Annotated in this window: 25 protein-coding genes; 21 read left to right on the top strand and 4 right to left on the bottom strand. The window is 70.0% G+C overall.

What is annotated here, in order from left to right; all coding sequences use genetic code 11:
* Position 1 precedes the first annotated feature (1 nt).
* From RBB84_RS09335 to RBB84_RS09320, 4 genes are read left to right on the top strand one after another with little or no spacing between them, the layout of a single operon-like run.
* Entirely contained in the window at positions 2 to 157 is a 156-nt protein-coding gene (locus RBB84_RS09335; protein WP_169823833.1) for a hypothetical protein, read from the top strand.
* A 1-nt stretch (position 158) separates the two neighbouring features.
* Positions 159 to 1,316, top strand: coding sequence for an MFS transporter (locus tag RBB84_RS09330; protein ID WP_033097639.1), 1,158 nt, complete (start codon positions 159 to 161; stop codon positions 1,314 to 1,316).
* A 10-nt stretch (positions 1,317 to 1,326) separates the two neighbouring features.
* Positions 1,327 to 1,962 carry an imidazole glycerol phosphate synthase subunit HisH gene (gene hisH / locus RBB84_RS09325; protein ID WP_033097640.1) on the top strand — a complete coding sequence of 212 codons (636 nt, stop codon included), beginning with the start codon at positions 1,327 to 1,329 and terminating at the stop codon, positions 1,960 to 1,962.
* Positions 1,959 to 2,213, top strand: coding sequence for a hypothetical protein (locus RBB84_RS09320; protein WP_033097641.1), 255 nt, complete (start codon positions 1,959 to 1,961; stop codon positions 2,211 to 2,213). The genes hisH and RBB84_RS09320 overlap by 4 nt, the downstream gene beginning before the upstream one ends.
* Before the next feature lie 113 nt (positions 2,214 to 2,326).
* On the opposite strand, the gene RBB84_RS09315 is transcribed toward RBB84_RS09320, so the two are convergent.
* Positions 2,327 to 3,313, bottom strand: a complete 987-nt coding sequence (locus tag RBB84_RS09315; RefSeq protein WP_033097642.1) for a YafY family protein — start codon at positions 3,311 to 3,313, stop codon at positions 2,327 to 2,329.
* Positions 3,314 to 3,375: 62 nt separating this feature from the next.
* On the opposite strand from RBB84_RS09315, the gene RBB84_RS09310 reads away from it, so the two are divergent.
* The 7 genes from RBB84_RS09310 (at position 3,376) to RBB84_RS09280 (ending at position 9,150) form a co-directional block, all read left to right on the top strand.
* Entirely contained in the window at positions 3,376 to 5,655 is a 2,280-nt protein-coding gene (locus tag RBB84_RS09310) for an excinuclease ABC subunit UvrA (protein ID WP_052040084.1), read from the top strand.
* Between the two features lie 72 nt (positions 5,656 to 5,727).
* Positions 5,728 to 6,462: a bifunctional 1-(5-phosphoribosyl)-5-((5-phosphoribosylamino)methylideneamino)imidazole-4-carboxamide isomerase/phosphoribosylanthranilate isomerase PriA gene (priA, locus tag RBB84_RS09305; protein WP_006554069.1), complete on the top strand. Its 735-nt coding sequence runs from the start codon at positions 5,728 to 5,730 to the stop codon at positions 6,460 to 6,462.
* A 3-nt stretch (positions 6,463 to 6,465) separates the two neighbouring features.
* Positions 6,466 to 7,308 carry an inositol monophosphatase gene (locus RBB84_RS09300; protein WP_033097643.1) on the top strand — a complete coding sequence of 281 codons (843 nt, stop codon included), beginning with the start codon at positions 6,466 to 6,468 and terminating at the stop codon, positions 7,306 to 7,308.
* Complete coding sequence (hisF, locus tag RBB84_RS09295; RefSeq protein ID WP_006554068.1) at positions 7,305 to 8,078, top strand: imidazole glycerol phosphate synthase subunit HisF; 774 nt, start codon at positions 7,305 to 7,307, stop codon at positions 8,076 to 8,078. The genes RBB84_RS09300 and hisF overlap by 4 nt, the downstream gene beginning before the upstream one ends.
* Positions 8,075 to 8,440 (top strand): phosphoribosyl-AMP cyclohydrolase, encoded by a 366-nt coding sequence (gene hisI, locus RBB84_RS09290; protein ID WP_006554067.1) that lies wholly within the window; start codon positions 8,075 to 8,077, stop codon positions 8,438 to 8,440. The genes hisF and hisI overlap by 4 nt, the downstream gene beginning before the upstream one ends.
* 27 nt (positions 8,441 to 8,467) lie before the next feature.
* On the top strand, positions 8,468 to 8,914 hold the full coding sequence (locus tag RBB84_RS09285; RefSeq protein WP_065996270.1) for a cutinase family protein: 447 nt from the start codon (positions 8,468 to 8,470) through the stop codon (positions 8,912 to 8,914).
* Between the two features lie 56 nt (positions 8,915 to 8,970).
* A complete protein-coding gene (locus RBB84_RS09280) occupies positions 8,971 to 9,150 on the top strand; it encodes a 4-oxalocrotonate tautomerase family protein (protein WP_016935788.1) in 180 nt (59 codons plus the stop codon).
* A 267-nt stretch (positions 9,151 to 9,417) separates the two neighbouring features.
* Here the strand turns inward: RBB84_RS09280 and RBB84_RS09275 are convergent, their stop codons facing one another.
* Positions 9,418 to 9,903 (bottom strand): MarR family transcriptional regulator, encoded by a 486-nt coding sequence (locus tag RBB84_RS09275; RefSeq protein WP_006554065.1) that lies wholly within the window; start codon positions 9,901 to 9,903, stop codon positions 9,418 to 9,420.
* A gap of 110 nt (positions 9,904 to 10,013) precedes the next feature.
* Here RBB84_RS09275 and RBB84_RS09270 point away from each other — a divergent pair, with 110 nt between their 5' ends.
* From RBB84_RS09270 to RBB84_RS09225, 10 genes are all read left to right on the top strand, one after another.
* On the top strand, positions 10,014 to 10,802 hold the full coding sequence (locus RBB84_RS09270; RefSeq protein ID WP_006554064.1) for a class III extradiol ring-cleavage dioxygenase: 789 nt from the start codon (positions 10,014 to 10,016) through the stop codon (positions 10,800 to 10,802).
* A 44-nt stretch (positions 10,803 to 10,846) separates the two neighbouring features.
* Positions 10,847 to 12,430: an anthranilate synthase component I gene (locus tag RBB84_RS09265; protein WP_197481775.1), complete on the top strand. Its 1,584-nt coding sequence runs from the start codon at positions 10,847 to 10,849 to the stop codon at positions 12,428 to 12,430.
* Positions 12,427 to 13,092: a TIGR02234 family membrane protein gene (locus RBB84_RS09260; RefSeq protein WP_006554062.1), complete on the top strand. Its 666-nt coding sequence runs from the start codon at positions 12,427 to 12,429 to the stop codon at positions 13,090 to 13,092. Before RBB84_RS09265 ends, RBB84_RS09260 begins: the two co-directional genes overlap by 4 nt.
* 91 nt (positions 13,093 to 13,183) lie before the next feature.
* Entirely contained in the window at positions 13,184 to 13,993 is an 810-nt protein-coding gene (gene trpC / locus RBB84_RS09255) for an indole-3-glycerol phosphate synthase TrpC (RefSeq protein ID WP_016696041.1), read from the top strand.
* Positions 13,994 to 14,105: 112 nt separating this feature from the next.
* Positions 14,106 to 15,368 carry a tryptophan synthase subunit beta gene (trpB, locus tag RBB84_RS09250; RefSeq protein WP_006554060.1) on the top strand — a complete coding sequence of 421 codons (1,263 nt, stop codon included), beginning with the start codon at positions 14,106 to 14,108 and terminating at the stop codon, positions 15,366 to 15,368.
* The gene (gene trpA, locus RBB84_RS09245; RefSeq protein ID WP_006554059.1) at positions 15,365 to 16,168 is read left to right on the top strand and encodes a tryptophan synthase subunit alpha; all 804 of its coding nucleotides are present in this window, start codon (positions 15,365 to 15,367) and stop codon (positions 16,166 to 16,168) included. The genes trpB and trpA overlap by 4 nt, the downstream gene beginning before the upstream one ends.
* Entirely contained in the window at positions 16,165 to 17,166 is a 1,002-nt protein-coding gene (gene lgt, locus RBB84_RS09240; protein WP_033097645.1) for a prolipoprotein diacylglyceryl transferase, read from the top strand. Before trpA ends, lgt begins: the two co-directional genes overlap by 4 nt.
* On the top strand, positions 17,163 to 18,113 hold the full coding sequence (locus tag RBB84_RS09235) for a TM2 domain-containing protein (protein WP_033097646.1): 951 nt from the start codon (positions 17,163 to 17,165) through the stop codon (positions 18,111 to 18,113). Before lgt ends, RBB84_RS09235 begins: the two co-directional genes overlap by 4 nt.
* 117 nt (positions 18,114 to 18,230) lie before the next feature.
* A complete protein-coding gene (pyk, locus tag RBB84_RS09230) occupies positions 18,231 to 19,652 on the top strand; it encodes a pyruvate kinase (RefSeq protein ID WP_006554056.1) in 1,422 nt (473 codons plus the stop codon).
* Positions 19,649 to 20,533, top strand: coding sequence for an acyl-CoA thioesterase II (locus RBB84_RS09225; RefSeq protein WP_006554055.1), 885 nt, complete (start codon positions 19,649 to 19,651; stop codon positions 20,531 to 20,533). The genes pyk and RBB84_RS09225 overlap by 4 nt, the downstream gene beginning before the upstream one ends.
* Here the strand turns inward: RBB84_RS09225 and RBB84_RS09220 are convergent.
* Together RBB84_RS09220 and RBB84_RS09215 are read right to left on the bottom strand one after the other, a co-directional pair.
* Positions 20,500 to 20,997 (bottom strand): helix-turn-helix domain-containing protein, encoded by a 498-nt coding sequence (locus RBB84_RS09220; protein WP_024101204.1) that lies wholly within the window; start codon positions 20,995 to 20,997, stop codon positions 20,500 to 20,502. The two genes, RBB84_RS09225 and RBB84_RS09220, sit on opposite strands and share 34 nt — an antisense overlap.
* Positions 20,994 to 21,611, bottom strand: coding sequence for a DJ-1/PfpI family protein (locus RBB84_RS09215; RefSeq protein WP_019289699.1), 618 nt, complete (start codon positions 21,609 to 21,611; stop codon positions 20,994 to 20,996). The genes RBB84_RS09220 and RBB84_RS09215 overlap by 4 nt, the downstream gene beginning before the upstream one ends.
* Positions 21,612 to 21,831: the final 220 nt, after the last annotated feature.

Below are 21,831 nucleotides of genomic sequence, written 5' to 3'. Positions count from 1 at the left end.
TATGGATGTCGTCCTCACCTACCTGTGCTTCATCGTGGCCGGATTCGCCGCGGGCGGAACGTGGTCGATGTGGAAGGCGCGCAACACGTTGTTCGCGGGTGTGCTGCTGGCTCTGACCGTGCTGGCAGTCGCCGCGGGCGTCTTCCGGCTGCTCTGACGTGGCGGAACAACAAGGACTGTTCACCGTTCGTGGTCTGATCCCGGCGTGGTCGACGTCCGCGGCGGCCTTCGGCGGCTTCTCGTTGCTGCTGCCGGTCGTGCCATGGGCGATCGCCGAGGCCGGCGGCAGCGACACGCTCGCCGGGTCGGTGACGGCGGTGTTCATGTTCACCACCGTCCTCACCCAGCTCGCGATGCCGCGACTGCTGCGCGCGTTCGGTCACCGCGCGACGCTCGCGGCCGGCTGCCTGTTCCTCGGGCCGCCGTCGCTGCTGTTCCTCGTATCGATGGCTCCGGCGGCGGTGCTCGGCATCTCCGCGCTGCGCGGTATCGGTTTCGGCATGATCACCGTGGCGGCGGCCGCCCTCGTCGGCGAACTCGCGCCGCCGCGATTGCTCGGCCGGGCCACCGGCATGCTCGGCATCGCCATCGCCGCGTCCCAGACGATCGGCCTGCCCGCCGGCCTGGCGATCGCCGAGCGGTTCTCCACCACGCCGGTGTTCGTGCTCGGCGCGATCATCTCGTCCGCCGGTCTGCTCGCCGCGATCCGTCTGCCGCGGCTGACCGCGAAACAATCCCGGACGGCGCGACGGGTGCCTCCGGTCGTGCTGTTGTTCCCGCTGGTCGCGGTGGGCGCGGGTGCGATCGCCTACGGCGGTCTCACCTCGCTGTTGCGCATCGCGGTCGCCGGTCTGCCCGTCGCGGCGGCATTGGCCGTGCTCAGCGCGTCCTCGCTGATCGGGCGGTACGCGGCCGGTTCCGTCGCGGACCGGATCGGCGCCGGCAAATTGCTGCCGGTCGGTCTCGGGCTCGCGGGCCTGGCGATGATTCCCTTCGCGCTCGTCGCCGACGACCGAGGGGGAGCGGTGCTGCTGATCGTCGCCGCGATCGCCTTCGGCTTCGGCTTCGGTGTCGTGCAGAACGAGGCGCTGCTCGTCGCGTTCCGTCGCGCCGGCGCGGGCAACACCGGGTCGGCGAGCGCCGCCTGGAACATCGGCTTCGACGCCGGCACCGGCGCCGGTTCGTTCGCCCTCGGCGCGGTGGCCGCCGCGGCCGGATACCCGGCGGCCTTCGCCGCCGCCGCGGTCCTGGTCCCGGCGCTGCCGTTGCTGGCCCGACTGGCCGGGCCGTCGGAACGTCCCCGTCCCACCACATAGAATCGACATCATGAGCGCAACCACGGTCGCCGTCCTCGACTACGGCTCGGGCAATCTCCACTCCGCCACGCGGGCGGTCGCCCGTACCGGCGTGCACGTGGAGGTCACCGCCGACCCGAAGATCGCGCTCGCCGCCGACGGACTCGTCGTCCCCGGCGTCGGCGCCTTCGACGCGTGCATGAGGGGCCTGCGCAGCGTCGGCGGAGACAAGATCATCGGCACCCGCCTCGCCGGTGGACGCCCGGTGCTCGGCATCTGCGTCGGCATGCAGATCCTGTTCGAACGCGGCGTCGAGCACGGCATCGAGACCGAGGGCTGCGGGGAGTGGCCGGGCACGGTCGAGCGTCTGGACGCGCCGGTGCTGCCGCATATGGGCTGGAACACCGTCGAGGCCCCCGCCGATTCGGTGCTCTTCGCCGGCATGGACGCCGACACCCGGTTCTATTTCGTCCACACCTACGCCGCCCGCACGTGGGAACTGGATGCTCCCGAGCGCCTCGCCCCGCCGAAGGTGACCTGGGCCGAACACGGCAGCCGGTTCGTCGCCGCCGTGGAGAACGGTCCGCTGTCGGCCACCCAGTTCCACCCGGAGAAGTCCGGCGACGCCGGCGCGCAGCTGCTGCAGAACTGGGTCGACTCGTTGTGACCGACCCGCGGCGCGGCCGGTCGAGCGGAGACTTCTCCTTCGGCCGTCACGCCCTGATGTCCGTCGGCACGGCGACCGTCGTGCTGCTCGTCACCGCGATCGTCGTCGTGGCGGTCCGTCCCACGCCGGTCGTCGGGCTGGTCGTCGCACTCGTCGGCATCGTGGCGGCCGTCGTGGCGATGGGTGTCGTGTCGACGCGGTCGGCCCGCCGCGCCTTCGGTCCCGCCGAGGACGACCGCCCCGGAAGCTGACGCGCCGAACCGGATTTCGCCCGGCGTGTTGCGGTAGCGAACCCCGGTCGGGCGCGCGAGGAGCTTCGTAACGCAGCTGTGCGGAACTCGAAATCGATCTGCCGCGCCCAGATTCACCTCGCGCCGTCCTCGGAGGGGACGACGGCGTCCTGCGCCGCCGCGCGCAGACGATCGGCGAACACCGCGCAGGCCCGGACGATCTCCGGGTCCGCGCGCATCCGGACGTCGGCGTCGAGGGTGGCGAGCGCGAGGACGAGCCACTGCCACGACTCGACCGCGAGGTGCACCTCGGTCCGGTCGTCACCCGTCGGCCGGATCTCGGCGTCTTGGTACTTCAGCGCGTCGGCGACGTGCGTGGCCGAGGCCGCCACGTCCAGGTGCACCGGTGTCCGCCCCTGCCGGAGTCCTTGCCGCAGGTATTCCGTGGCGGACCCGGCGGGAAGTCGGCGGGGTGCGAACCGTCGGCCGGTGCGGAGCAGGTCGCGCACACGATCGAGGCGGAAGACCCGCCAGTCCTCGCGATCGACGTCCCATCCGAGGAGGTACCACCGCAGCAGGTGGTGGACCTGCCGGTACGGCTCGACCCTGCGCGAGGTCGGCGAGCCCTGCGCGTCGACGTAGTCGAAGGTGAGCGTGTCACACCGTGCGATCGCCTCCGCCACGGAGCCGAGCAGCTCCGCCGACACGCTGGGCGCCTGCAGCGCACTCGTCTCCACCGCGCTGCGGACGGCCGCGACCCGCGGGCGCAGCCGCGCGGGCAGGAACTGGTCGAGCTTGCCGTAGGCGCGGGTGGCAGCGTCGTCGAGTCCGCCTTCGGCCGGCCCGGTCGCGGCGAGAGCGCCGAGCCCCAGAAGCACCGCGACGGCCTCGTCGTCGTCGAGCACCAGCGGCGGCATCGAACGTCCCGACGCGAGACGGTAGAAACCGCCGGGCCCGGAGCGGGTTTCGACGGGATATCCGTAGCCGCGCAGCCGGTCGACGTCGCGGCGGAGCGTCCGGCGGCTCACCTGCAGCCGCCGGGCCAGCTCGTCCCCGCCGATCGCGCGTCCGGTCTGCAGGATCGACAACAACGCGAGCATCCGCTCGGTGACGTCCGCCATGCCGTCATCCTCCCACCGGTTGCGGTCAGGATCCGGCCGCAACCGGTCGTAGCGTCGAATCCATGACCACCACCGTCACGACCACCGAGGCGGCAGTGCGAGGCCGCGCCATCACGATCCGTCGCGTCCGCACCCACAACCTGGCCGACGTCGATCTGACCGTTCCGCGCAACCGGCTCGTGGTGATCGTCGGGGTGTCCGGCTCCGGGAAGTCGTCGCTCGTCTTCGACACGATCGCCGCGGAGGCCGGCTACCAGCTCAACGAGACGTACCCGCCGTTCACGCGCAATCGGTTGCCGAAGTGGACACGACCCGACGTCGACCACATCGACGGTCTGACGCCGGTGATCGTCGTCGACCAGCGCCGCCTCGGCGGCAACGCCCGCTCGACGGTCGGCACCATCACCGACACCTGGACCTATCTGCGGCTGCTGTATTCCCGTGTGGGCACACCCGTCCTCGGGGAGTCGAACCGCTTCTCGTTCAACGACCCCACCGGGATGTGCCCGACCTGCTCCGGGCTCGGCGAGATCGTCGTCAGTGCCGTCGAGCGGTTCCTCGATCTCGACAGGTCCCTCGCCGAGGGCGCGATCCTGGTGCCCGGCTTCGGCAACGGTGGGTACTGGTACTCCCAGTACGCCGACATCGGTTCCTTCGACGCGGACACACCCCTGCGCGAGTGGAAGCCCGCCGAGCGGGAGGCACTGCTCTACGGCGGCGAGGCCGCAGCGGCGCTGGGCCACAAACCGCCGGACGGATACGAGGGCGTCGTCGAGAGGTTCGAGCGCATCCACCTGCACACCTCCGACAACCTCTCCGAACGCAAACAGGACGTCATCCGACGTTTCACCCGCGCCGAGACGTGCCCGGACTGCGCCGGAGAACGGCTGAACGCGGCCGCGCGGGCGGTCACCCTTCGCGGCCGCACGATCGGGGAGCTGTCCCGCCTCGAGATCATCGAGCTGCTCGAATTCGTGCGCACGATCGACGACTCGCGCGCCGCACCTGTGGTGTCCGCACTGGTGGGCCGTCTCGAGGCGATGGTGACGATCGGCCTCGGCTATCTCGCGCTCGCCCGGGCGACCACCACGCTCTCGGGCGGCGAATCGCAACGGATCAAGTTGGTCCGGCACCTCGGGTCGAGCCTGACGGAGATGACCTATGTCGTCGACGAACCGACGGTCGGTCTGCATCCCGCCGACGTGGAGACGATGATCGACCTCCTTGAACGGCTCCGCGACAGCGGCAACACCGTCCTCGTCGTCGAACACGACCCGAGCGTGATGGCCCGGGCCGACCAGGTGATCGAGATCGGTCCCGGTGCGGGCTCGTCCGGTGGTCGCCTCGTCTTCCAGGGCACTTTCGACCGGCTCCGAACGGCCGACACTCCCACCGGCCGATCGCTGCGGCGCGACATCGGCCGCGGTCACCCCGCCCGCGAGGCGACCGGTCGTCTCACGATCGCCGATGCGTGTCGCAACAACCTCCGCGACCTGACGGTGCGGATCCCCACCGGCGTGCTCACCGTATTCACCGGGGTCGCTGGTTCGGGAAAGTCCAGTCTCGCAGCCGAACTCGTCGATCAGTACGACGCCACGGTGATCGACCAGCGGCCGGTGAGCACCAATCGCCGCTCCACCCCGATCACCTACGCCGGCATCGCACCCACCCTGCGGCGGATGTTCGCCGAACACAACGGTGTGCCGGCGAGCCTGTTCAGCGCGAACTCGGCGGGTGCGTGCCCGACCTGCACGGGGGCCGGTGTCGTGTACATCGACCTCGCCTTCATGGACGGACGCGAGGTCGTCTGCGACACCTGCCACGGCCGCCGGTTCACCGCCGAGGTGCTCGGGCACACCGTGAACGGCCTGTCGATCGCCGATGTCGACGACCTCACCGTCGGTCGCGCCATCGAGGAACTGCCGCACGCGGAGATCGCGCACCGACTGAGTGCGCTCGCCGGGGTGGGCCTCGACTACCTCCGCCTCGGACAGTCGCTCGACACGCTCTCCGGTGGCGAGTGTCAACGGGTGAAGATCGCCAAGGAACTCGGACGAGCGAAGACGCCGACCCTCTACGTCCTCGACGAGCCGACCACCGGCCTGCACGCCGAGGACGTCGGCACCCTCCTGTGCGTCTTCGACGACCTCGTCGACCGAGGGCACACCGTCGTCGTCATCGAACACCACCTCGACGTGATCCGGCACGCCGACCACATCGTCGACCTCGGGCCGGGACCTGGACGGCACGGCGGAACCGTGCTGTACGAGGGGTCCGTCGACGAGTACACCGGCCGTCCGACCCCGACCTGCCGGGCCCTCGACGCAGCACGGTCGGCATGACGCACGGCGCTTTCCCGGCGCCCCGGCCACGCGTTTGGCGATGTCACAGGTACAGGCACTAATGTGTACGCAGTGAGCCTGGTCCTTTTGCCCGCAGTCGACGTCGTCAACGGTGAAGCAGTTCGCCTCGTTCAGGGAGAGGCGGGCAGCGAGACCGGCTACGGTTCGCCCCGCGACGCCGCCCTCGAATGGCAGAACGCCGGCGCCGAATGGGTGCACATGGTCGACCTCGACGCGGCGTTCGGTCGCGGCGACAACCGCGCCCTCCTCGCCGAGGTCATCGGCGAACTCGACGTGAAGGTCGAGCTGTCGGGCGGCATCCGCGACGACGAGACCCTCGCCGCCGCCCTCGCGACCGGCTGCGCCCGCGTCAACCTCGGCACCGCCGCGATCGAGAATCCCGAGTGGTGCTCGCGCGTCATCGGCGAGTTCGGCGACCGCATCGCCGTGGGCCTCGACGTCAAGCTCCTCGACGGCCAGTGGCGGCTGCGCGGCCGCGGCTGGGTCTCCGACGGCGGCGACCTGTGGGAGGTGCTCGAACGCCTCGAACGCGACGGCTGCTCGCGCTACGTCGTCACCGACGTCACCAAGGACGGCACCCTCTCCGGCCCCAATCTCGACCTGCTCCGCGAGGTGTGCGCGGCCACCGAATCGCCGGTCGTCGCCTCCGGTGGCGTCTCGACCGTCGACGACCTGCGTGCCATCGCGACGCTCGTCGACGAGGGTGTCGAAGGTGCCATCATCGGAAAGGCGCTGTACGCGGGCCGATTCACGCTGACCGAGGCGCTCGACGCCGTCTCGCGCTGACCCATGGCCGATCCCGCAGACCTGAACCGGCTGCTCGCCGTCGCGAGCGGTGTACTCGACGAGGTCGCGGAACGATTCGTCGCCGGGCACGGTGCGCCGCGTTCCGTCGACAAGGGGCCGAACGACTTCGCGACCGACCTCGATCTCGAACTCGAGCGGCGGATCTCCGGTGCCCTCGCCGAGCGCACCGGTATCCCCGTGCACGGTGAGGAGTTCGGCGGCCCGTCCGCGGGGGAGGGCACCGTCTGGTTGCTCGACCCGATCGACGGCACCATCAACTACTCCGCCGGGCTGCCGATGGCCGGGATCCTCCTCGCTCTCGTCGAGGACGGCGAACCGGTCCTCGGCCTCACGTGGCTGCCGCTGACGAATCAGCGCTTCGCGGGAATCGCCGACGGGCCGCTGCTCGTGAACGGCGAGCCCACCGAACCGCTGCAACCGGCGCGGCTCGAGGACGTGATGATCGCGGTCGGCAGTTTCGACATCGACAGTCGCGGTCGGGTGCCCGGCACCCGGCGTCTCGCCGTCATCACCGAGCTGAGCCGGCGCGTCGCCCGGCTGCGGATGCACGGCTCCACCGGTGCCGACCTCGCGTTCACCGCGGGAGGCGCGATCGGCGGTGCCGTCGTGTTCGGCCACCACCCCTGGGACAACGCCGCTGGTGTCGCACTCGTGCGGGCCGCCGGTGGCATCGCCACCGACTTCGCGGGCCGGCCCTGGCGGATCGGGTCCGGATCGGTGGTCGCTGCAGCGCCCGGAGTGCACGGCGAGATACTGAAGATTGTGCAGTCGGCGACGGAACGGTCCGTGGCCGAGCAGTCGGGTTCCGAAGGAGATCGAACATGACACTGGCCGTGCGGGTCATCCCGTGCCTCGACGTGGACGCGGGGCGGGTGGTCAAGGGTGTCAACTTCGAGAACCTGCGCGATGCGGGTGACCCGGTCGAACTCGCCGCGCTCTACAACGAGCAGGGTGCCGACGAACTGACCTTCCTCGACGTCACCGCGTCGAGCGGCGACCGCGGCACCATGCTCGACGTCGTCACGCGCACCGCCGAGCAGGTGTTCATCCCGCTCACGGTCGGAGGCGGCGTCCGCACCGTCGAGGACGTCGACCGGCTGCTGCGTGCCGGCGCCGACAAGGTCTCGGTCAACACCGCGGCCATCGCCCGGCCCGAGGTGCTGCGCGAGATGTCCGAGCGCTTCGGCTCGCAGTGCATCGTGCTGTCGGTCGACGCGCGCACCGTGCCCGCCGGTCAGGAACCGACGCCGAGCGGCTGGGAGGTCACCACGCACGGCGGCCGCCGCGGTACGGGGATCGACGCGGTCGAGTGGGCCCGGCGCGGCGAGGAACTCGGCGTCGGCGAGATCCTGCTCAACTCGATGGACGCCGACGGCACGAAGAACGGATTCGACCTGAAGATGATCGAGGCCGTGCGCGGGGCCGTGCACGTGCCCGTCATCGCCTCCGGGGGCGCCGGAGCCGTCGAGCATTTCGCGCCCGCCGTGCAGGCCGGTGCCGACGCGGTGCTCGCCGCGAGCGTCTTCCACTTCCGGGAGCTGACGATCGGCGAGGTCAAGGACGCGATGCGTGCGGAAGGGATCACGGTTCGATGAGCAGCGACATCCTGAATCCGGCGATCGCCGCCCGGCTGAAGCGCAACGACGACGGTCTGTTCGCCGCCGTCGTGCAGGAGCGGGCCACCGGCGCCGTGCTGATGATGGCGTGGATGGACGACGAGGCGCTCGCCCGCACCCTCGCGACCCGCAAGGCCACCTACTACTCGCGGTCGCGGCAGCAGTACTGGGTCAAGGGCGAGACGTCCGGGCACACCCAGTACGTGCACGAGGTGCGTCTCGACTGCGACGGCGACACGGTGCTGCTCGTCGTCGACCAGGTCGGCGCCGCCTGCCACACCGGCACGCACACCTGCTTCGATACCGACGTCCTACTCGAGGCACCGCAGATCGCCGAGTAGCCGGTCGCCGAACTCCACCGGCAGGTCGTGCGGGCGCAGACGGAGTGCCCTGAGGCCGCGGTGCGCATCGTCGGTTTCTCGCAGGGCGCCGCTGTGGCCGGTGACGTCCTCGCCGACCTCGCGCACGCCTCCGACCGACCGGCCGATCTCTCCGGTCTGCTCATCGCCGATCCGCGGACGTCCGGGACCGGCGCGGAGGTCGTGGTGCCCGCCGCCCTGCCCGGTATCTCGCCGAGCGGGGCGCGAGCGGGCTTCGGGGACGTTCCGGTGGCCACCGTGTGCGCCGCCGGCGACGCCGTGTGCGACATGGTCGATCCGCTGTCGGATCCCACGGGCGCCGCGGGCCGCATCGAGGGCTATTGCGCTCTGCGCCAGCACTATTCGACGCCGGTGGTCGACGGTGTCCCGTTCGTCGATGCGATGGTTGCGCTCGTCGAGCATCCGCGGACGACGGAGGTCCGGATCGTACCGTGACGGACACGGCGCAGGACCGATCAGCGGGTCGTGCGACGGGCTGCAACAATGCCCGCATGCCTCTCATCCAGATCAGCCAGACGCCGGGCCTGTCCGACGAGCAGAAGGCCGAGGTGATCTCCGCAGTGACCCGCGCGTACGCCGAGGCCTCGGGCAAGAATCCGTCGTCGGTGTGGGTGACGATCACCGAGGTGCCCCGCGAGAACTGGGGCGTGGGCGGAACTCCGCTCGGCTGAACCGACTCGGTCCACCCGAGTCCGTCCTCGCGTACCCGTTTCTTATCCGATGAGACTAGTGTTCTCTGTATTGAGAGTGCTGTCTTCTGACGACGGGGTGAAGGGGCGTGCGGTCGCGACATCGAGCCCCGATGCGGACGAACTCTTCTGTGCCGCAAAGGCCTACATCGGGCAGTACGGCAGCGAGTTGGTGCAGGACTGCATCCGGATCCACGACGGGATCGGCGTGACCTACGAACACGCGCGGGAGGGTCGTCGAGCGGCGGCTCAGGCCTTGCCGATACCGCCGGCGATACCTTCGTCGATCTGCTCGACCAGGGCGGAGCCCAGGCGCGCGAGCGCGCGGACCTGGTTGTCGTCGAGGCCGTCGAACACGAGCCTGCGCACCGCCTTCACGTGGCTCGGTGCCGCTTCGACTACTGTGTCGTAGCCGGCATCGGTGAGCACTGCGTACGAACCGCGACTGCCCGGAACCGGTTCGCGTCGCACCCAGCCGCGCTTCTCGAGGCGGGTGACGACGTGCGAGAGCCGCGACAGCGACGCGTTGGCCTCGGCGGCGAGGGCGTTGAGACGGAGCCTGCGCTCGGGGTGCTCGGAGAGCAGCGCGAGGACGAAGTACTCGAAGTGCGTCATGTCGGAGTCGCGCTGCATCTGGGTGTCGAGCGCGGCCGGCAGTCGCGTGACGACGGAGACGAGCGCCCGCCAGGCGTTCTGCTGCGCCGGATCGAGCCACTGCGGGTCCTCGTTGCTCATGCCTGCTCCTCGCTCGTTCGGTTTCGCTGTCGCACCCGGTCGGGGAATGGGAATGGCCGCGCGACGGGTTCTCCTCTATGATACTTGAAGCTTCAACTTGAGGGGATGTCATGACCATCGATTCCGCGACCACGCCCGCCCTGTTCCTCAGTCACGGCGCCCCGCCGCTCGTCGACAGCGAACTGTGGGTCTCGCAGCTGCAGCGTTGGGCGGCCGACCTGCCGCGACCCACAGCGATCCTCGTGGTCTCGGCGCACTGGGAATCCGCTCCGCTGACCATCGGGTCGACGATCACCGGCACCCCGCTCGTGTACGACTTCGGCGGCTTCCCGCGCCGCTTCTACGAGGTGACCTACACCAGCCCCGGCGCGCCCGAACTGGCCCGGCAGGTCGCGGCACTGATGCCCGACGACGAACCGGTGGTGCAGCAGCCGAACCGAGGACTCGACCACGGTGCCTACGTACCGCTGACCGTCATGTACCCGGACGCCGACATCCCGGTGCTGCAGATCTCCCTGCCCACCCTCGACCCGGAACGGCTGTTGCACCTCGGCGCCCGGCTGCGTCCGCTGCGTGAGCAGGGCGTACTCATCATCGGGTCCGGGTTCACCACGCACGGTCTGCCCTTCCTGCGCGACCCGCGTCCCGAGGCCGCCGCGCCGGGCTGGTCGTCGGAGTTCGACCACTGGACCGCCGAGCAACTCGCGCGCGGCGACGTCGACGCTCTGCTGGACTTCCGGCACCGCGCACCGGGCATGCCCTACGCGCATCCGTCGGTCGAGCACTTCGCTCCGCTGTTCGTCACCCTCGGTGCCTCCGACGCCCCCGGCCACGGCATCGACCAGGTCGTCGACGGCTTCTGGATGGGCCTGGCCAAGCGCTCGTTCCAGGTCGCCTGACGGCGGCTGCAGAGCCGGACGAGGTCCCTGGGATGATGGGGCGCATGTCCGGCGAGCCCACCACCATTCCCGCAGCCACCACCGACTCCTCGGGTGGCGGCCGTTCCGATTCGACGACCACCCGCGAGCAGTTCCGCCAGCTGGCCGCCGAGCACCGCGTGGTCCCGGTGACCCGCAAGGTGCTCGCGGACGCGGAGACCCCGCTGTCGGCCTACCGCAAGCTCGCGGCCGACCGCCCCGGAACCTTCCTGCTCGAGTCGGCGGAGAACGGCCGGTCGTGGTCGCGGTGGTCGTTCATCGGCGCCGGGAGCCCGGCCGCGCTGACCGTCGTCGATGGCGACGCTGCCTGGTACGGCAACGTCCCGGCCGGCGCGCCCACGGGTGGCAACCCCGTCGACGTCCTCGGCGAGACCCTCCAGTTGCTCCACACCGACCGCATCCACGGACTGCCGCCCCTGACCAGCGGCATGGTCGGTTATCTCGGCTACGACGTCGTCCGCCATCTCGAGAAGCTGCCGACGCTCGCCGAGGACGATCTGCAGATCCCCGAAATGGTGATGCTGCTGGCCACCGACCTCGCGGCCGTCGACCACCACGAGGGCATGATCTGGCTCATCGCCAACGCCGTGAACTGGGACGGCTCCGACGAGCGCGTCGACGAAGCCTACGACGACGCCGTCGCCCGCCTCGACCGGATGACCGCGGCCCTCGCCGCGCCCGCATCGGCCACCGTCGCGATCTACTCGCGGCCCGAACCCGACTACCGCCGCCAGCGCACCACCGAGTCGTTCTGCACGGACGTCCGCAAACTGATCGGCGACATCGAGGCCGGTGAGGCCTTCCAGGTGGTGCTCTCGCAGCGCTTCGAGATCGACTGCGACGCAGAGCCGATCGACGTCTACCGGATGCTCCGCGCGTCCAACCCCAGCCCGTACATGTTTCTGCTCCACATCCCCGGCCCGGACGGTGAGACGGCCTTCTCGATCGTCGGATCGAGCCCGGAGGCGCTCGTGACGGTTTCGGACGGGGTGGCCACCACTCATCCCATCGCAGGGACCCGGTGGCGCGGCGCGAACGAGGAGGAGGACATCCTGCTCGAGAAGGACCTCGTCCACGACGAGAAGGAGAACGCCGAGCACCTCATGCTCGTCGATCTCGGCCGCAACGACCTCGGCCGGGTGTGCACGCCGGGCACCGTCGAGGTGCACGACTACCGCCACATCGAGCGGTACAGCCACGTGATGCACCTCGTCTCCACGGTCACCGGGCGACTCGCGGAGGGCAAACACGCCCTCGACGCCGTCACGGCGTGTTTCCCCGCCGGGACCCTGTCGGGGGCGCCGAAGGTGCGCGCGATGGAACTGATCGAGGAACTCGAACCCACCCGCCGCGGCATCTACGGCGGCATCGTCGGCTATCTCGATTTCGCGGGCGACGCCGACACCGCCATCGCGATCCGCTCCGCGCTCGTCAAGGACGGCGTCGCCTACGTGCAGGCGGGTGCCGGCATCGTCGCCGACTCCGATCCGGAGGCCGAGGACACCGAGGCCCGCAACAAGGCCATGTCCGCCCTCGCCGCAGTGGCCGCCGCGTCCACCCTCACCACCTACGGCGGTGACGCACGGTGACCGCGGAGACGCCGGACGCCGGCCCCACCACCGGACGCCGGCGCCGGCCGACCGTCATCGCCGCCCTGCTGCTCGGGGTCGGTGCGGCCCTGCTCTGGGCGTCGAGCCGGATGACGTGGGTCACCGCGGTCTCGTCCGACGGACTCGGGATCGACCGCGTCGACGACCTCGAGGGTGGCCGCTGGGCGGCGGCACTGACCCCGCTCGCTCTCGTGCTGCTCGCGGCGGTCGCCGCCGTCTTCGCGGTGCGCGGACTCGCGCTGCGTCTCGTCTCGCTCGTGGTCGCGGCCGTCGCCGTCGCCGCCGCGATCCCCGCCGTCCGGTTGCTCACCGGCGACGCAGACCCCGAGACCGCGGCCGGTGTGGCCGCGCTGCCCGACCGCGCGACCGTGACCGCCGTCGAGACCTATCCGTTGCCCGCCGTCCTTGCGATCGTCGGCGCCGTCGCGGCCCTCGCCGCGGCGGTGACGCTGTGGCGCACCCCGCGCGAGGCGGCCGGACTGTCGTCGAAGTACGACGCCCCGGCAGCACGTCGCGAGGCGGCCGCCCGGCGCGCCGAGAACGATGAACCCCTGTCCGAACGCGGTCTGTGGGACGCACTGGACGCAGGTGAGGATCCCACCGACGACGGTGGCGAGGGTGATACGGGCACCCGCCGGTGACCGCTGTAAACCACTTCACTACTCTTCTAGACAGATCCGATGAGCTTGATCACATCGGGATTGAGCAGGGTGGGAAAGGACTCGAGCCACGATGACAGTTCTCGATTCGATTCTCGAAGGAGTGCGAGCAGACGTCGCCGCCCGTGAGGCGGCCCTCGATCTCGCGTCCGTCAAGGCTGCCGCCGCAGCCGCGCCCCCACCGATCGACGCCAAGGCCGCGCTGCGCGAACCGGGCATCGCGGTCATCGCCGAAGTGAAGCGTGCCAGCCCCTCGAAGGGTGCTCTCGCCGACATCGCCGATCCCGCCGAACTCGCAGCAGCGTACGAGTCCGGAGGCGCTCGCGCCATCAGCGTTCTCACCGAGGAACGCCGATTCCACGGCAGCCTCGCCGACCTCGACGCCGTCCGTCGCGCTGTCCGTATTCCCGTACTGCGCAAGGATTTCGTGGTCGGTCCCTACCAGATCCACGAGGCGCGGGCACACGGCGCCGACATCGTGCTCCTCATCGTCGCGGCCCTCGAGCAGACCGTCCTGACGGCGCTGATCGACCGCGTCGAGTCGCTCGGCATGACCGCGCTGGTCGAGGCGCACACCGAGGAGGAGGCCGACCGTGCCCTCGAGGCCGGCGCCACCGTCATCGGCATCAACGCCCGCAACCTCAAGACCCTCGAGGTCGACAAGACGACCTTCTCGCGCATCGCGCCGGGCCTGCCCAGCAACGTGCTCAAGATCGCCGAATCCGGTGTCCGCGGCCCGGCCGATCTGCTCGCGTACGCGGGTGCCGGCGCCGACGCGGTGCTCGTCGGAGAGGGACTGGTGACCAGTGGGGATCCGCGCCAGGCAGTCGCCGAACTGGTGACGGTGGGCACGCATCCGTCGTGCCCCAAGCCCGCACGCTGACCGTCCCGGCCGGTCCGGACCCCCACGTGATCCGCATCGCGTGGTGGGGCAGACTGGACGCGTGACTGCAGACGATTCCGCACTTTCCGCCAAAGGCCGAGGGCTTCCCTCGATGAGCGAAGCCCTCGCCACTCCGACCGCGCACGAACCCGACGTCCGCGGCCATTTCGGAGTCTTCGGTGGCCGCTATGTGCCTGAGGCGCTCATGGCGGTGATCGAGGAGGTCACCGCTGCCTACGAGAAGGAACGCGTCGATCCGGGCTTCCTCGCGGAACTCGACCGCCTGCAGCGCGACTACACCGGCCGCCCGTCCCCGGTCTACGAGGCCACCCGCCTGAGCGAACACGCCGGCGGAGCGCGCATCTTCCTCAAGCGCGAGGATCTCAACCACACCGGCTCGCACAAGATCAACAACGTGCTCGGGCAGGTGCTGCTCGCCAAGCGCATGGGCAAGACCCGCGTGATCGCCGAGACCGGCGCCGGCCAGCACGGCGTCGCCACCGCCACCGCATGCGCGCTGCTCGGTCTCGAATGCCGCGTCTACATGGGCGAGGTCGACACCGAACGGCAGGCCCTCAACGTCGCGCGCATGCGTCTGCTCGGCTCCGAGGTCATCGCCGCCAAGACCGGCTCGCGCACCCTCAAGGACGCGATCAACGAGGCGATGCGCGACTGGGTCACCAACGCCGACAACACCTACTACTGCTTCGGCACCGCCGCCGGCCCGCACCCCTTCCCGGCGATGGTCCGCGACTTCCAGCGCATCATCGGCCTCGAGGCCCGCGCACAGATCCGCGAACTCACCGGTCGCCTGCCCGACGCCGTCGTCGCCTGCGTCGGCGGCGGATCGAACGCGATCGGCATCTTCCACCCGTTCATCGACGACCCGTCCGTCAAGCTCGTCGGCTGCGAGGCCGGGGGGGACGGGGTGGAGACCGGACGGCACGCCGCCACCATCGGCGGCGGCACTCACGGTGCCCTGCACGGCGCGTTCTCGTACCTGTTGCAGAACGAGGACGGCCAGACCATCGAATCGCATTCGATCTCCGCCGGTCTCGACTATCCCGGCGTCGGCCCCGAACACGCCTGGCTCGCCGACACCGGCCGGGCCGAGTACCGCGCCGTCACCGACAGTGAGGCCATGGAGGCCTTCGCGTTGCTGTGCCGCACCGAGGGCATCATCCCCGCTATCGAGTCGGCCCACGCCGTCGCCGGTGCCGTCGAGCTCGGCCCCGAACTCGGCAAGGGCGCCATCGTCCTGGTCAACCTCTCCGGCCGCGGGGACAAGGACGTCGACACCGCCGCCAAGTGGTTCGGTTACCTGCCGACCGACGAGTCCGCCGACCGGACCGGCCCCGAAGGAGCAGCCCAGTGAGCGCCCCGCACGAACGCCTGACCGAGATCTTCGCGACCTGCCGCGCCGAGAACCGCGCCGCACTGGTCGGTTACCTGCCGGTCGGCTATCCCACCGTCGAGCGCTCCGTCGAGGCGATGAAGACGCTCGTCGAGGGCGGCTGCGATCTCATCGAGGTCGGCATCCCCTACAGCGACCCGGTCATGGACGGCACCACCATCCAGAACGCGGCGTTCGAAGCGATCGCCAACGGCGTCCGGGTCCGCGACGTCTTCCCGGCCGTCGAGGCGATCACCGCCGCCGGCGGCGCCGCGGTCGTGATGACCTACTGGAACCTCGTGCTCAAGTACGGCGTCGAGAACTTCGCGCGCGACCTCGCGGCCGCGGGTGGACTCGGCATCATCACGCCCGACCTCGTCCCGGACGAGGCGGAAGAATGGATCGCCGCGGCCGACAAGTACGGACTCGGCAGGATCTTCCTGGTCGCACCGTCGTCGACCAACGAGCGCCTCGCGACCACCCTCGACAAGTGCCGTGGCTTCGTCTACGCCACCTCGACCATGGGTGTCACCGGCGCCCGCGACAGCGTCGACAACCGCGCGCCGGAGATCGTCGCCCGGGTGCGCACGCACTCCGACATCCCGGTCGGTGTCGGTCTCGGTGTGCGCAACGGTGCCCAGGCCGCGGAGATCGCGGGCTACGCCGACGGCGTGATCGTCGGTTCGGCGCTGGTCTCCGCCGTCGCCGAAGGGCCCGACGCGTTGCTCGCACTGACTCGGGATCTCGCGAAGGGCGTTCGCTCCGCTAACGTGCACTCGTGACATCCACTGCGTCTGTTCTGGCCTATCTGCCGAGTCCGCCGCAGGGCGTCTGGTATCTCGGACCGTTCGCCCTCCGTGCCTACGCCCTGTGCATCATCGTCGGGATCGTCGTGGCGATCTGGTGGGGCGACCGCCGCTGGGTCGCGCGCGGCGGACAGGCCGGCACCGTCCTCGACATCGCCGTGTGGGCGGTGCCCTTCGGCCTGATCGGTGGGCGGCTCTACCACGTCGCCACCGACTGGCAGAAGTACTTCGGAGACGGCAACGACCCGGTCGACGCCCTGAAGATCTGGGAGGGTGGCCTCGGCATCTGGGGTGCGGTCGCCTTCGGTGCGCTCGGTGCGTGGATCGGGTGCCGTCGGCGGGGGATCCCGCTGCCGGCCTTCGGGGACGCTCTCGCCCCGGCGATCCTGCTGGCGCAGGCCATCGGACGCCTCGGCAACTGGTTCAACCAGGAACTCTACGGTCGCGAGACCACGGTGGCGTGGGGACTCGAGATCTACGAACGGCGCAACGACGCAGGGCAGGTCGCGCCAGGATTGGTCGACGGCGTGTCCACCGGCGAGGTGGCCTTCGTCGTGCACCCGACCTTCCTCTACGAGCTGCTGTGGAACCTCGCCGTCGTGCTGCTGCTGGTGTTCGTCGACCGGAAGTTCACGATCGGTCACGGACGCCTGTTCGCCCTCTACGTGGCCGGGTACTGCGCGGGCCGGTTCTGGATCGAGCTGATGCGCACCGACGCGGCGACCCAGATCGCCGGTATCCGGATCAACTCGTTCACCTCGGGCATCGTATTCGTGCTCGCGGTCGCCTACTTCGTCCTCGCCCGCAAGGGCCGCGAGGACCCCGCGTCGCTGAACCCCGCCGCCGCGGGCGCCGGGGGAGAGCCGGCCGCGCAGGGCGAGGGCGGGGCGGGCGCCGAGTCGGACAGCTCGTCGTCCGCCGCCGGTAGAGTCGACGAAGCGACGTCCGGAGACAGCAAAGGGGATCACTCGTGACCACACAGGACCCGGGAACTTCGGGAGCATCCGATTCGGAGCCTGCCAAGCCGGAGCCCGACAAGACGGAGCCTGCCCAGCCCGACCTGACGAAGCGGAGCGAGTCCGCCTCCGGCGCCGACACGCCGGAGCGGTCCTCGGAGAGCGAGCACACCCCGCCGCCCGATCTCGGACGCGCGTTCGACTACGACGCCACCGCGCAGGCCTCGTTGTCCGCTCAACCGCCCACACTCGACTCCCTCGGTGGCGCCACCGGCACTCCGGGACCGGGATGGGACACCTACTCGGGTGTCGGCAACGGACCGGGCTGGGGGACCACGCCCAGCTACCCGCCGCCGGCCGAGCACGAGTCCGACTATCCGTCCCCGGGCGACTACCCCTACGGCGAGCATCAGGGCCGGCCCGAGACCGGCACCGGACCGGTCTACGGGACACCCGACCCGCACTACCCGATCGGGTCCCCGCAGCAGGACCCGTCGCAGGGCCGGTACACCGGTCCGCAGGGAACGCAGCAGCCGGGTTACGGTCCGCCTCCGCAGGGCGGGCAGGGTTACGGTCCGCCTCCGCAGGGCGGGCAGGGTTACGGTCCGCCTCCGCAGAGCGGACAGGGATACGGTCCGCCGCCCGGCTACGGGGTGATGCCCGCCTACGGCTACCCCGACCCGTCGAACCCGTACGGTCACGACGCCGCAGCGCCCTTCGGACGCGATCCCTACACCGGCGAGCCGTACTCCGACAAGAGCAAGGTCACCGCAGGTGTGCTGGGGATCCTGCTCGGCGCCTTCGGTGCCGGACGCTTCTACCTCGACCAGCCGGGCACGGCGGTCGCGCAGATCGCCGTCACCTGGCTCACCTGCGGTATCGGGGGCATCTGGCCGCTGATCGACGGCATCCTCATGCTCACCGGCAAGGTCCGCGACAAGAACGGACGCCAGCTCCGTCCGTGACATCCCGACGTCTCCGTCGCCTGTGACATCCCGACGTCTCCGTCCCATCGGCACCCCGGCGACACGCACCGGGGTGCTGGGATGGAGGGTCGCAGGCTCGGAGGCTAGGCTCGAAGCGTGACCCGACGCACCAAGATCGTTTGCACTATGGGGCCGGCCACCGCCGACCCCGATGTCCTGCGGAATCTCGTCGACGCCGGAATGGACGTCGCCCGCCTGAATTTCAGCCACGGTGAACACGCCGACCACGAGGGCCACTACAACCGGGTCCGCGCTGCGTCGGAGGCCTCCGGGCACGCCGTCGGTATCCTCGCCGATCTCCAGGGGCCGAAGATCCGGCTCGGACGATTCGCCGAGGACCGCACCGTGTGGGAACACGGTGAAGTGGTCCGCATCACCGTCGACGACGTGGTCGGAGACCACGACCGCGTCTCGACCACCTACAAGGAACTCGCCCAGGACGCCGTCGCCGGCGACCGGTTGCTCGTCGACGACGGCAAGGTCGGTCTCGTCGTCGAGGCGGTCGAGGGCAACGACGTCGTCTGCCGCGTCATCGAGGGCGGACCCGTCAGCAACAACAAGGGTGTCTCCCTGCCGGGGATGAACGTCTCCGTTCCGGCCATGTCGGAGAAGGACATCGAGGATCTCGAGTTCGCACTGCGCCTCGGTGTCGACTTCATCGCCCTGTCGTTCGTGCGGTCGCCGGCCGACGTCGAACTCGTTCACGAGGTCATGGACCGCGTCGGGCGGCACGTGCCGGTGATCGCCAAGCTCGAGAAGCCCGAGGCCGTCGAGAATCTCGAGGCCGTGGTCCTCGCCTTCGACGCGGTCATGGTGGCGCGCGGCGACCTCGGCGTCGAACTTCCGCTCGAGCAAGTACCGCTCGTGCAGAAGCGCGCGATCCAGATAGCACGTGAGAACGCCAAGCCCGTCATCGTCGCGACGCAGATGCTCGAATCGATGATCGAGAACTCGCGTCCCACTCGCGCCGAGGCCTCCGACGTGGCCAACGCCGTGCTCGACGGCACCGACGCCGTGATGCTCTCGGGTGAGACCTCCGTCGGCAAGTTCCCCGTCGAAACGGTCCGCACGATGGCGCGCATTATTGCCGCCGTCGAGTCGGATTCGACGGAAGTGCCTGCGCTGACGCACGTTCCGCGCACCAAGCGCGGTGTCATCTCGTACGCCGCCCGCGACATCGGCGAGCGTCTCGACGCCAAGGCGCTCGTCGCGTTCACCCAGTCGGGCGACACCGTGCGACGACTCGCGCGGTTGCACACCCCGCTGCCGCTGCTCGCGTTCACGCCCGTCCCGCACATCCGCAACCAGCTGGCGCTGACGTGGGGCACCGAGACCTTCTCGGTCGAGCCGGTCGACACCACCGACCAGATGGTCGAACAGGTCGACGCGGCGTTGCTGTCGCTGGGCCGGTACCAGCGCGGCGACCTCGTGGTGATCGTCGCCGGAGCGCCTCCGGGACGCTCGGGTTCGACCAACCTCATCCACGTGCACCGGTTGGGTGAGAAAGACACCCGGTGACACTGTCGGACACAACGGATCTCGACGTTCTCCTCGGCCTCCTCGATCTGGAGCAGGTCGAGGAGAACGTCTTCCGTGGTGGTCATCCCGAGCAGGTCGGCAGCCGCACCTTCGGCGGTCAGCTCGTCGCGCAGGCGCTCATTGCGGCCGGACGCACCGTGGGTGATCGTCCTGTGCACGCGATCAACGCCCATTTCATCCGGGGCGGCGACGTCAAGCGGCCCATCGACTACCACGTCGTCACCCACCGGGACGGCCGCGACTTCGCGAACCGGATGGTCACCGCCTACCAGGACGACCAGGAACTGTTCGTCATGCTCGCCGCCTTCCAGCGGTGGGGCAAAGGCCTCGAACACTCGGTGACCGTTCCCGATGTTCCCCTGCCCGAAGCGCTTCCGCCGATCGGCGAACGCCTGCGCGGCTTCGAGGAGCAGTTGCCGCATTTCGTCGGCGCGCTCAAGCCGATCGACATGCGGTACGCCAACGACCCCGCCTGGGTGTTGCGGGGAACGGGGGAGAAGCTCGGCCACAACCGCGTGTGGATGCGCGCCGACGGGCAACTGCCCGACGATCCGCTGCTCCACGTCGCCACGCTGGCCTACGCGTCCGACACGACCGTCCTCGATTCGATCCTCACCACGCACGGCCTGTCGTGGGGACTCGACCGGATCGTGGCGGCGACGGTCAACCATTCGATCTGGTTCCACCGTCCGCTCCGCTTCGACGAATGGCACCTGTACGCCACGGAATCCCCGGTAGCGGCCGGTTCCCGTGGTATGGCAACGGGACGCTACTTCACCATCGAGGGCGAACTCGTCGCGACCGTCGTGCAGGAAGGGCTCATCCGTCACTTCCCGCCGCGTCGTCCGTCGGGGAGCTGATCGGCCGATCGGTCGAGGGCGGCCGACAGCGCGCGCATGCCCTCCACGATCCGCGCCAGGTTCTCGGATCCGGTCTCCTCGCACAGTGCCCGCGCGGCGTCGGCGTGAGCGGGGCCGATGGCACGGATCGCGTCGCGACCGGCCGGTGTCATCGCGACGAGCTTGGCGCGACGGTGCGCCGGATTGGGCCGGTACTCCGCCAGGCCCTTGTCGACGAGGAGATCGGCGATGCGCTGCACGCTCTGCCGGGTGATGCCCATCTCGCGGGCGATCGCGGACACCGGCAGCGGAGCGGAGGAGACCGCGCCGAGGACCTGCCACCAGGCCGCGGTCAGGCCCACCGGACGCGCCAGGGTCTCGGCCAGCGCGAAAAACTGGCCGTTGAGCCGGAAGGCCGTCAGTGCGGCCGCGCTGAGCAGTTCGGCCTCCGCCGGGTGCTGCTCGGCCGCGTTCTGCTCCGTCACGAGCCGGAGGACATGAGCTCGTAGTAGCCGCGCGGGTCGCGCTCGCCGTAGAGGGCGTACCAGGCGTCGAGGACGCGCGGTTCGTACATGTCGAGCCGGGTGAAGATCGCGCGGGCGAAGTCGACCGGGGCGATGCCGCTCGCGGTGATGAGATCGCCGTCCGTGACCGCGGGTTCGTCCCGGTACAGATCGGCGCCACCGTATCCGACGCTCTGCAGGAATTCTGGAGCGTTGCTCGTGTGCGGCCGCTCGTCGAGCAGGCCGGCAGCCGCGAGCGCTCCGGTCGCGCCACAGATCGCGGCCACCGGAACGCCGGCGTCGAGGAATTGCCGGGTCTTGTCGACGAACGGGGCGTAGGCGTCGGTCGGCCAGATGTCGTTGCCCGCGAGGATCAGCATCGCGCTGTCCTCCGGCGTGATGTCTGCGAGCACGGCGTCGGGAAGGATGCGGAGTCCGCCCTTGGTCGTGACCGGTTCCGTCGTGGCTCCGACGGTACGGACGCGGTACCGGCCGGGGCTGCGCTGCCATTCGGGATCTGCGATATGTGGCGTGACGTATCCGATCTCCCAGTCCGCCAGGGTGTCGTACACGGCGACGTGAACTGTTTCGGTCATGACAGTATGCTGACAAAACGACAGCCTACTGTCAATGATGTCGCACTGCCGGTCGAGGATGATTTGCCGGGTGGTCCAGGCGGCGATTAGCCTTGATCAGGACCACGTCGTGGCGCCACTGTCGTCGAAGGTCGCACGCGACCTCATCGGAGGAGAACATGGGCAACACTCACGCGCAGACTGTGAGCACACGCGCTCGAAGCGCCGTGGCTCCTGCGTG

Source organism: Rhodococcus sp. D-6 (assembly GCF_040256695.1).
GTDB lineage: Bacteria > Actinomycetota > Actinomycetes > Mycobacteriales > Mycobacteriaceae > Rhodococcus > Rhodococcus pyridinivorans.
Note: the sequence above shows the minus strand (reverse complement) of the source record. Positions and strands in the feature narration are given on the sequence as shown.